General features: G+C 67.3%; 9 protein-coding genes. 3 read left to right on the top strand and 6 right to left on the bottom strand.

The genetic code is table 11. The annotated features are described in order from the left end of the window. Positions 1-435: 435 nt before the first annotated feature. Complete coding sequence (locus AC1DOM_RS15305) at positions 436-2,220, bottom strand: DEAD/DEAH box helicase (RefSeq protein ID WP_498964822.1); 1,785 nt, start codon at positions 2,218-2,220, stop codon at positions 436-438. Positions 2,221-2,296: 76 nt separating this feature from the next. Between AC1DOM_RS15305 and AC1DOM_RS15300 the strand changes: the two genes are divergently transcribed. After that, on the top strand, positions 2,297-2,515 hold the full coding sequence (locus AC1DOM_RS15300) for an RNA-binding S4 domain-containing protein (RefSeq protein ID WP_498964820.1): 219 nt from the start codon (positions 2,297-2,299) through the stop codon (positions 2,513-2,515). Between the two features lie 9 nt (positions 2,516-2,524). Here AC1DOM_RS15300 and AC1DOM_RS15295 read toward each other — a convergent pair whose 3' ends face one another. Together AC1DOM_RS15295 and AC1DOM_RS15290 are read right to left on the bottom strand one after the other, a co-directional pair. After that, positions 2,525-3,973, bottom strand: coding sequence for a hypothetical protein (locus AC1DOM_RS15295; RefSeq protein WP_498964818.1), 1,449 nt, complete (start codon positions 3,971-3,973; stop codon positions 2,525-2,527). A 43-nt stretch (positions 3,974-4,016) separates the two neighbouring features. After that, positions 4,017-5,171 (bottom strand): COG3904 family protein, encoded by a 1,155-nt coding sequence (locus AC1DOM_RS15290; protein WP_498964816.1) that lies wholly within the window; start codon positions 5,169-5,171, stop codon positions 4,017-4,019. Positions 5,172-5,320: 149 nt separating this feature from the next. On the opposite strand from AC1DOM_RS15290, the gene AC1DOM_RS15285 reads away from it, so the two are divergent. Further along, entirely contained in the window at positions 5,321-6,631 is a 1,311-nt protein-coding gene (locus tag AC1DOM_RS15285; RefSeq protein ID WP_498964814.1) for an aminotransferase class V-fold PLP-dependent enzyme, read from the top strand. Positions 6,632-6,634: 3 nt separating this feature from the next. Here AC1DOM_RS15285 and AC1DOM_RS15280 read toward each other — a convergent pair whose 3' ends face one another. Then, positions 6,635-7,099 carry a hypothetical protein gene (locus AC1DOM_RS15280; RefSeq protein WP_498964812.1) on the bottom strand — a complete coding sequence of 155 codons (465 nt, stop codon included), beginning with the start codon at positions 7,097-7,099 and terminating at the stop codon, positions 6,635-6,637. Positions 7,100-7,331: 232 nt separating this feature from the next. After that, a complete protein-coding gene (locus tag AC1DOM_RS15275) occupies positions 7,332-7,526 on the bottom strand; it encodes a hypothetical protein (protein ID WP_498964810.1) in 195 nt (64 codons plus the stop codon). Positions 7,527-7,747: 221 nt separating this feature from the next. On the opposite strand from AC1DOM_RS15275, the gene AC1DOM_RS15270 reads away from it, so the two are divergent. Then, positions 7,748-8,287, top strand: coding sequence for an EF-hand domain-containing protein (locus AC1DOM_RS15270; protein ID WP_498964809.1), 540 nt, complete (start codon positions 7,748-7,750; stop codon positions 8,285-8,287). 20 nt (positions 8,288-8,307) lie between these two features. On the opposite strand, the gene AC1DOM_RS15265 is transcribed toward AC1DOM_RS15270, so the two are convergent. Then, positions 8,308-9,528: an alkaline phosphatase family protein gene (locus AC1DOM_RS15265; RefSeq protein ID WP_498964807.1), complete on the bottom strand. Its 1,221-nt coding sequence runs from the start codon at positions 9,526-9,528 to the stop codon at positions 8,308-8,310. Positions 9,529-9,566: the final 38 nt, after the last annotated feature.

The following is a 9,566-nucleotide window of genomic DNA, read 5'->3' as shown; positions in this document are numbered from 1 at the left end:
CACATGGTCGCCTCTGGCAGGCGACGTTCCTCGCGGCGATCTGATGGAAAAGCGGAGGGCGATGCCTCATCTCGCAGCGCGCCCGCTTCACCCATCAAATCGCCGCGAAGGCGCCGCAGCCCGAGAGAGGACATCGCGGTTGCGAGGACCAGCACCCACGCGACTCGCGATGTCCTCGACGGGCAAGGCGCCGGCCCGTCTGGTGTGCTGGCTGTAGGCGCGTATCGATCAACCCGCAACGGTTCCAATCAACAGATTGCTGTCGCGCATCTCCACGCGAGGTGCGCGGTGGCCGTCGCGTTGGAGGGCCTCATTGCGGAGCGTGAGCTCTTGCGGAGCAATGAGGCCCTCCAATGCGGCGGCACGCCGCGCAAATCTGGAGGAGACGAACCCAAAGAAAAGCAGGGCGTTCAGCGCACCCCGCTTTTCAACGCATCAACGCCGAGTCGGCGGCCCCTTCCGATGCGGCCGAGGCGCAGGCCGGTGCGCAGGCAGCGGCGAATCCCCGGCTTTGGACAATCGCATCATCTGCCCCGCCACCCGCACCTTCTGCAGATGCGACATCAACTCCGGCGGCATCCCTTCGGGAAGATCGAGCAACGAAAAATCATCGTGGATATCGATCCGCCCGATGAACTTGCTCTCCAGATCCGCCTCGTTCGCGATCGCGCCGACGATGTTGCCCGGCTTCACACCGTGCCGATGCCCGACCTCGATGCGGTAAGTCTCCATTCCCTCCGCAGGCGCCTGCCGCGGACCGACGTCGCGCTTCTCGCGCGGCGCACGCTCCGGACGATCCCCGCGCTCGAACGCCGGACGCTGCGGACGCTCGCCGCGATCGAATGCAGGCCGCTCCTCGCGCGCCGCACGCGGCTTCTCCGGCGCGAGCAACAAGGGCGAACGCCCCTGCACCATCTTCGCCAGGGCGGCCGCGATATCGCCGACCGGCACGTCGTGCTCGCGCTGGTACTTCAGGATCAGATCGCGGAACAGATCGAGTTCGTTGCCCTCGACCTTCAGCGCATCGGTGATGCGGCCGAGGAACTTCGCCACGCGCTTGTCGTTGACGGCCTCGACGCTCGGTAACTGCATCTCCTCGATCGGCTGGCGCGTGGCGCGCTCGATCGAGCGCAGCATGCCCTTCTCGCGCGGCGTCACGAACAGGATCGCTTCACCGCTGCGGCCCGCACGGCCCGTGCGCCCGATGCGGTGCACGTAACTCTCGGTGTCGTAGGGGATGTCGTAATTCAACACGTGGCTGATGCGCTCCACGTCCAGGCCGCGCGCGGCGACGTCGGTGGCGACCAGGACATCGAGGTCGCCGTCCTTCAGGCGCTGGATCGTGCGCTCGCGCGTCTTCTGTTCGATGTCGCCATTGATCGCGGCGGCGGCCAGGCCGCGCGCAGACAGCTTTTCCGCGAGCTCCTCGGTCGCCATCTTCGTGCGCGCGAACACGATCATCGCGTCGAACTTCTCGGCTTCCAGGATGCGCGTCAACGCATCGAGCTTGTGCATGCCGGCGACGAACCAATACCGCTGGCGAATGTTGGCGGCCGTGCTGGTCTTCGACTGGATGGTCACTTCGACCGGATCGCGCAGGTAGGTCTGCGCGATGCGACGCACCTGCGACGGCATCGTGGCGGAGAACAACGCGATGCGGCGCCCTTCCGGCGTCTTCTTCAGCACCGCCTCGACATCGTCGATGAAGCCCATCCGCAGCATCTCGTCGGCTTCGTCCAGCACGAGCGACTTGAGGTTCGACAGATCGAGCGTGCCCTTGTCCAGGTGATCGATCACACGACCCGGCGTGCCGACGACGACATGGACGCCACGGCGCAAGGCCGACAGCTGCGGCGTATAGCTCTGCCCGCCGTAGATCGGCAGCACGTGGAAGCCCGGCATCTTCGCCGCGTACTTCTGGAACGCCTCGGAGACCTGGATGGCCAACTCGCGCGTGGGCGCCAGCACCAGCGCCTGCGGCTTGGTCTGGGTGAGGTCCACCTGCGCCAGGATCGGCAGCGCGAAGGCAGCCGTCTTGCCGGTGCCGGTCTGGGCCTGGCCCAGCACGTCGCGGCCCTGCAGCAATGCGGGGATGGTGGCCGCCTGGATGGGCGAGGGAGATTCGTAACCGACCGCATCGACGGCCGCCATCACGGCGGGAGGCAGGCCGAGATCGGCGAATCGCAGGGACGGGGCGGCTTCGCCGGCGGGGGTCGACATGGGCTCTCCGGCCTCTTGGGGGGCGCTATTGTGCGCCCTTGGCCGTGACAGTGCCTTCTCCGCCCCGAGGACCCCGATGCAACGCCTTCAATTCGCCCTGGACGGGCACGACCATGTCGAACTCCACCAACTGCTGAAACTCGTCGGGGTCGTCGACAGTGGGGGCGCAGGCAAGCACCTCGTCGCCGAGGGCGCCGTCGAGGTCGATGGCGCCGTCGAGTTGCGGAAGAGCTGCAAGATCCGCGAAGGATCCCGGGTGCGCGTGGGCGACGTCGAGATCGACGTCGTTGCCTGATGCCCCGCCTTACTGGATCAACGTCGCCCGCAGGAACGCTTCCCGCGAAATCCGGTAATCCGCGCTTCCGCCCGGCATGCGCGCACGCACGTGCGCTTCATTGGCGTCGACCGAAACCAGCAGTGCGGTGCGCGGCGCGTTGTGCATCGTGAACACCTGCAGCATGTGCCCCTGCATCGCCGGCAGGTCGTCCCACGCCAGGCGCCCACCCGGCGCCACCGCCGGCGTGGCCGTCGGCAACGACGACGCGTATTGCGGCTGCGCCGGCGCATTGGCCGCCACCGGGGAGGCGACGATCGCCGACTTCGGCGTCGACACATTGCCGACCGACGGCACCGTCCCGCCATTTTCCTTCGTCAACGCCGCGAACGTCGCGCCATCGCCCGCCGCGAGCGGCCGCGGCGCAGTCCCGCTGAACACCACGTCGCCCTGCTGGCTCCCGTGCTCGAGCCGGGCCGACATGCGCAACAACGCACTGCCGTTGCGGCGCGCCAGTTCACGCTCGCTGCTGTGCAGCGGCGTGGCATAGCTGCCGCCGAACGCCAGTTGCCCGCCATTGGTGGCGAAATCCCGATATGCCGCGACCGTCTGCGCATCGGCCTGCAGCCCGCGCGTCTCCAGCAAACGCTGCACCGACATCATGTGCCGCGCGACGAACGTCGCCTCGTCGATCCCATCCTGCCGCGCGCAGAACGCATTGCGCGCATGCACGAACCCCTGGTCGCTCACGTCCCAACGCTCGGAGACCGTGGACGTGGCCGACTTGCCCATCTGCAACAGGCTCGTCGGCGCGGCGAGGGTTTCGACGCGATCGTATTGCAGGCGCGAAACACCGGGCGTATTGAGCACAAGCCGCGTTTCGATGCGGCTGTCGGCTTCGCGCAAGTTGATGTCGAACGAGGTGGGACCGGCCTGCAGCCCCATCGTGCCCAGTTCCTCGCGCACGAAGAACGCATGGCGCGAACACCCTTCGCTCTCGAAGGGCGAGGCGCTCATCGCGCCGACCGGCCCCAGCGTGCCGAGCGAAGGATCGAAGCCCGCGCGCGTGGTGAAGCCTTCGAAGGCGATATGCCATTCGTCGAGCTGCGCCTTGTCGAGTTTCGGGTCGAGCAGGTTGCGCACGTAGAACATCCAACCGTCGGGCGCATGCACGCGCATGCGTTCGAAGCGCAAGGTGTTGGTGTCGCCGGCGAAGCTTTCGGACGTGGTGTCGGCCGCGAGGGTGGGCGTGCTCAGGTACACCGCGATGTCGTCGACGACGATGTCGCCACTGGGGTCGAACCAGACCCGGCCCATCGTCGCATCGCCGTCTGCGAACACCTGCGCCAGGCTGCGCGCCGCGAAGTGCCGTGCCTGCGCGTACACCATCCACCCGGCGCCGCCGAGGGCGAGCACGCCTGCCAGCAGGACCCACCGCGCGTGTCCGCCGCGCGCCTTCTTCGTCGCCTTGCGTGCCATCGAAAATCCCCTGTTCCCCCCGGAACGGGGCACACGCTAGCACCTATTCACGGTGCTTTGCGGGACCGACTTCCGATTCCTTCACATCCTCGGCCTTGGTGGCGACTTCCAGGGCCTTGTGTTCGGCGTCCTTGTCGACGGTGCCGTCGGCCGGCCTGGCGTCGAGGGCCGCGAGCGGGCTGTCGGCCGGGCACTTGTCGTCGGGGAAGCCGAACTTCGGCCGCAACGCGCGGCCGCAGTCGTTGATCGCGTCCACGCCGGTGTCGAGCGTCGCGCACTTTTCTTCGTAGGTCCGGTAGAAGCCGTCCAGCCGGCGCGCGAAGTCCAGGCCGCAGCGGCGCACCAGGCGGATGCGGTCGAGGTCTTCCTGCGCCGCGTTGCGCCCGGTCAGGCCGTACTCGTTCAATTCGTCGGGCGTCAGCAGGCGCAGGCTGCGGTTGGGCACGGTCATCATGAAGTCGGCGATGGCCACGCCCGCGCCGTTGCGCTGCAGGTAGTCCTTCATCGCTTCGTGGACTTCGTGCAGCTCGGCGCTCAACTCGGCGCGCGAGGAGGCTTCGGACTGGATGCGGATGATGCGGTGGATACCGACCGCACCGGAGATCACGCGGTCGTCGCCGCCGGCGAGCAGCAGCACGCACGCGCTGTGGCAAACCGCGTTTTCGCGCACCCAGATGGTCCAGCCGGCTTCGGCCATGATGTCGCCGGCGCGGATCGCGTCTTCGACCTGCCCGCCGCTGGAATCGATGTCGAGGATGCGCTGGGGGATGTCCATGCGCGCGGCCATGTTGCCGACGCGCTCGATGAGCGAGGTGAAATCCCCTGCGACGCGGCCGCGGTAACGCAGGCGCACCACGCCGGCGTCCTTGCACGGCAGCATCGCGTCGAGCACGGAGAAGAAGGACAGGTCGGAGAAGGTTTCGCCGTCGCCCTGTTCGACGTACTCGGTGCTGCAACTGATCGATGCGGTGCCCGAAGTCAGCTTCGCCTCGGGCCACTCCGTCGTGCTGGCGATGTTCGCCTTTTTCTTCGGCGGCGGCGGGGGATCGACGGAGACCGCGCCGAAATCCTGGGTGTTGTCGGCGCTGGTCTGCGTGTTCGGCGTCTTGGGCGGGCCCGCATGCTCGGCCGTACAGCCCGCGACCACCAGGGCGGCGGCGAGGACGGCGGAAAACAAGGGGAACCAGCTCGGGCGCATGACAGGAATCGAAGCGGGAAATTGTTGCGGTCCAGTGTAGGCGCTGGGCACCGCCGTGGATCGAATCCGGCGTGAACCGCGAGGAGGATTGTCCGTTCCAGCACGAAGCATGCGTTGCCCCGGAGGTCATCCGCCGCCGGAGCGTGTTCATGGACCTCACCCGCCGCCGCTTCCTCGCCGCGCCCGTCGCCCTCACGGGCACGCTGGCCGCGGGTTCCCTGCTTGCGGCGCTGGAAGCGCAAAGCACGCCCCTGCCCGATCTGTCGGACTGGAGCGCGGTGCGCGCGCAGTTCGCGCTGGACCCGGCGTGGGCGCACTTCGCGACCTTCTTCATCGCCAGCCATCCGGCGCCCGTGCGCGATGCGATCGAGACCTGGCGGCGCGCGATGGATCGCGATCCGTTCCACGTCATCGAACACGGCATGTTCGAAGAAGCCGACGCGAACGTGCCACTCAAGGTGCAGTCGACGATCGCCGACTACATCGGCGGCCGCGCCGAAGACGTTGCGCTGACACGTTGCACCACCGAAGGCCTCGCGCTGATCTACCACGGCCTGCCGCTGCGCGCGGGCGATGAGATCCTCGCCACCACGCACGATCATTATTCGCACCACGAGTCGATCCGCCTGGCCAACGAACGCAGCGGCGCGACGACGCGCCGGGTCAAGTTGTACGACGATGCGAAGGACGCGAGCGTCGACAGCCTGGTGTCGAACCTGCTCGCCGGCATCGGGCCGAAGACGCGCGTGGTCGGATTGACCTGGGTGCATTCCAGCACCGGCATGCGCCTGCCGATCCGCGAGATGGCGAGCGCGTTGAAGGCCAAGCATCCCGATGTCCTGCTGGTGATGGATGGCGTGCACGGCATCGGCGCGGTCGACGAAACGCTGGCGACGCTGGGGCCGGATTACATCGCGGCCGGTACGCACAAGTGGATGTTCGCGCCGCGCGGCACCGGCCTGTTGTGGTCGAACGCGGAGGGTTGGGCGCGCCTGCGCCCGACGGTGCCGAACTTCACCGACTGGGAGTCGTACAACGCATGGGCCGAAGAACGGCCGCTGAAAGGCCCGACCAATGCCTCACGTGTCGCGCCCGGCGGCTTTCATGCGTTCGAACATCAGTGGGCGGCCTCGGCCGCGTTCGAAATGCACGCAGCAATGGGCCGTGCGCGCGTGGCCAACCGCATCGCCGAACTCAACACGCGGATCAAGCAACAGCTCGCGGGACATCCGAAGATCCATGTGCATACGCCGCAATCGCCGGACTTGTCGGCGGGCCTGGTCGCCTTCGAAATCGACGGGATCAAGCCCGAGGACATCGTCAAGCAGCTGCGTGCGCAGAAGATCGTCGCGAGTACGAGTCCGTATGCGGTCACATACGCCAGGCTCGCGGGGAGCCTGGCCAACACGCCGGAAGAAGTGGACCGCGCGACACAGGCCGTGGTGCGCCTGGCGGGTTGAGCCTCAGGCGACCCAGCGGCCGTTGCGCAGGCCGGCGAGCAAGGTCAACGCATCGGGCTCGGCCTGCGATTCGATCGGCGGTACGGGCTTGATGCGCGTGGGCGGCGACAGCAACCAGTCGAGCGCTTCGGTGGTCGTGGTGAAGCGGCGGAAGCGGAAGTCGCGCGCTTCGGCCAAACGCTCGACCGCGAGGTTGATGCGCGCGGTGTCCGGATACAGGTACGCGATACGGCAGCCTTTGAGCTTGCGCTCTTCCGCCAGGCGGCGCGCGAAGGCGGCGCTGGTTTCCAACGAATCGTTCGCGCAACTGGCGCCGATCATGTCGACGAGGATGCGATACGGCCGCCCCTCGTCCAATTGCGCGATGACTTCATCGAGCGCGGCCTGGCGTTCTTCCACCCAGACCAGCCCCCACAACGTCAGCACGGTCAGTCCCAGGTATTGGTTGACTTCGACTTCGTACGGCATGGGCAATCCCCGGTGCGCGTCGCCCACCCCCTGCAGACGCTCGCGCCGGCATAGTGTTCCGTTGGATTTGCGTAAATGCCCCAGGTGCGTGTTGCGCCTGTGTATATCCGTGCACTGGCGCACGCTTTGCATCGGAAAGTGTGCGCGGCCGCACGCCCCGACCTGAATGGGATCGATGTCCTACCGGTAGCGTCGCGGTGACCGCCGGTGGCGGTGCGCGAAAACGCGCCATTCAATGCGCCGGGTCGGCCTCTTTTTCGGCGACCTGCTGCATCAGTGTCTCGCCTGCGGGCGTCAGACTGATGCCTTGCGCGCTCAATTCGACCAGGCCCGATTCCGACAACGCCTGCACGATGAACGGAAAGATCGGTTCCTTCCGTTCCAGGGCGTCGAGGATGAAGAGATATTCGTAATCGGTCGGCGACATGGAAAAAGAGCGTCGGATACGTGTTGGGCCCGAATGTTAGGAATGGCGCGGTGACAGCGAAGTGAGAAAAAAGCGCTGTAAACCCCTGATATTCAGCCTGAACACGCGATTCTCGAACCGGCACGGAGACTGAACGGTTCGGGTTGGCGGTCAACTTCGCGCAGCGGCAGGCGTTCCCGGAACCACGCGCGGCGCCCCTGCCGCGCACGACGGAGTTCCAGATGAAGATCCATGCCCTCGCCGCGGCGGCGCTGATGCTCCTGCCCGCGCTGTCGTTCGCCCAGGCGCCCACGGGCGTCGCACAGGATCACCGCGGCATGCACCACGGTGGCCTCGAACGCTTCGACACCGACAACGACGGACGCATCAGCCGCAGCGAACTCGACGCCGGCCAGGCGCAACGCGACGCGATGCGCGCCCAGCACCCCGAACGCGCCGAACGCGCCGAACAGCGCAAGCATGAAGCGCCGACCTTCGCCGCCCTCGACGCCAATCGCGATGGCTACATCGTGCGTTCGGAAGTCACCGCGTACCACGAGCGCATGCGCCCGCAGCGTGCCGCCGAACGCCAGGCGGCGTTCGACGCACGCTTCAAGGACGCCGACCTGAACCGCGACGGCAAACTCGGGCGCGTCGAAGTCCAGGAAAAGATGCCGCGCCTGGCCGATCGTTTCGCGTGGCTCGACGACAACCGCGATGGTTTCCTGACGCGCGCCGAACTCGAAGCCGGGCACGCGGCGATGGGGCACGGGCGCCGCTGAGGTCGTTTTTGCCCAGCGCGTCAACGCAGCGCGGGCGTGAACACGTCCGCGCTGCCATCGTGTTCGCCGGGCGGCAGTTGCAGAAGGCGCGTCAGCAACGGATACACGTCGACGTTGTCGAACACCGGCAAGCGCGCGCCCGGCACGAAGGACGGGCCCTGCGCGATGAACAATGCACGCATCGACGCCAGCGCGGGATCGTAACCGTGCGAGCCGCGGGGATGCGCAGGGCGCTTGGCCAGCGCATCGCGATAACCCGCGTCCCAGCCTTCGTCCATCTGGCACAGGATCGGCGGCACGCGCGGATGCGTGCCGAAATGCCAGCGTTGCGGCAGCTCCGATTTGCGCCAGCATGCGTAGTTCGGGTGGCGCCCCAGCAATCGTCGTTCGGCATCGCGCGCATGTCCGCGTTTCGGCGCGAAGCCGACGACCTGCCCGGTCGACACGACGTCCGTGTCGCGCAGATCGACCATGTCTTCGATCGCCACGACGTTGCCGGGCGGCACTTGCGCCATGCCGTGGTCGGAGACGATCACCAGATTGACGCGATCGCGCAGACCATGCGCCTGCAATCCGTCGATCAAGCGGCCGATCGATGCATCGATCCGCGCGAGCGCACCGGTCATCTCCGGCGAATCCGGGCCATGGTCGTGCCCGGTCTTGTCGAGCAGTTCGAAGTACAGCGTCGCAAGGCGGGTGCGCGGCGCTGGTTCGGCGAGCCATGCCACGACCTGGTCGACGCGCGCGTCATCGGGGAACGTGCTGTCGTACGCGCGCCAATGCGTGGGGCGCACGCCGCGGATCGCCGCTTGCGAGCCGGGCCAGAACATCGTCGCCGTCGCGAGTCCGTGCTTTTCCGCCGTCACCCAGATCGGTTCGGCGCCGTTCCACCAGCGCGCATCGCCCGCGTTCGACTCGTTGCTCGCCTTGAAGTCTCCCAGGACCGCATCGTGCATCGTGTTGTGCACGACGCCGTGCCGGTCGGGGCGCAGGCCGGTCACCAGCGTGTAGTGATTCGGGAAGGTCAATGCGGGATACGACGGGCGCATGCCGTCGGCGCGAACGCCCTGGTTCGCGATGCGTGCCAGGTTGGGTGTCAGGCCGCGTTCCAGGTAGTCGGCGCGGAAGGCATCGATCGAGACCAGCAGCACGGGCGGCGCGTCCCCCGGTGGGGTGGAGGCACATCCGCTCAGTCCGAAGCTCAGCAGCAGGGCCAGCGCGGCCCGGAAGAGGATCCCCATGGCGCGATGATACGGTGGCGGCCATCGCCCACCATGGA

Source organism: Lysobacter sp. P5_B12 (assembly GCF_056400425.1).
The sequence above is the reverse complement of the archived record's forward strand: the minus strand, read 5'-3'. Positions and strand labels throughout refer to the sequence as shown.

Bases quoted from the DNA above. Each gene is read 5' to 3' on its own strand.
- AC1DOM_RS15305 (WP_498964822.1), bottom strand. From the start codon at position 2,220: ATGTCGACCCCCGCCGGCGAAGCCGCCCCGTCCCTGCGATTCGCCGAT.
- AC1DOM_RS15300 (WP_498964820.1), top strand. From the start codon at position 2,297: ATGCAACGCCTTCAATTCGCCCTGGACGGGCACGACCATGTCGAACTC.
- AC1DOM_RS15295 (WP_498964818.1), bottom strand. From the start codon at position 3,973: ATGGCACGCAAGGCGACGAAGAAGGCGCGCGGCGGACACGCGCGGTGG.
- AC1DOM_RS15290 (WP_498964816.1), bottom strand. From the start codon at position 5,171: ATGCGCCCGAGCTGGTTCCCCTTGTTTTCCGCCGTCCTCGCCGCCGCC.
- AC1DOM_RS15285 (WP_498964814.1), top strand. From the start codon at position 5,321: ATGGACCTCACCCGCCGCCGCTTCCTCGCCGCGCCCGTCGCCCTCACG.
- AC1DOM_RS15280 (WP_498964812.1), bottom strand. From the start codon at position 7,099: ATGCCGTACGAAGTCGAAGTCAACCAATACCTGGGACTGACCGTGCTG.
- AC1DOM_RS15275 (WP_498964810.1), bottom strand. From the start codon at position 7,526: ATGTCGCCGACCGATTACGAATATCTCTTCATCCTCGACGCCCTGGAA.
- AC1DOM_RS15270 (WP_498964809.1), top strand. From the start codon at position 7,748: ATGAAGATCCATGCCCTCGCCGCGGCGGCGCTGATGCTCCTGCCCGCG.
- AC1DOM_RS15265 (WP_498964807.1), bottom strand. From the start codon at position 9,528: ATGGGGATCCTCTTCCGGGCCGCGCTGGCCCTGCTGCTGAGCTTCGGA.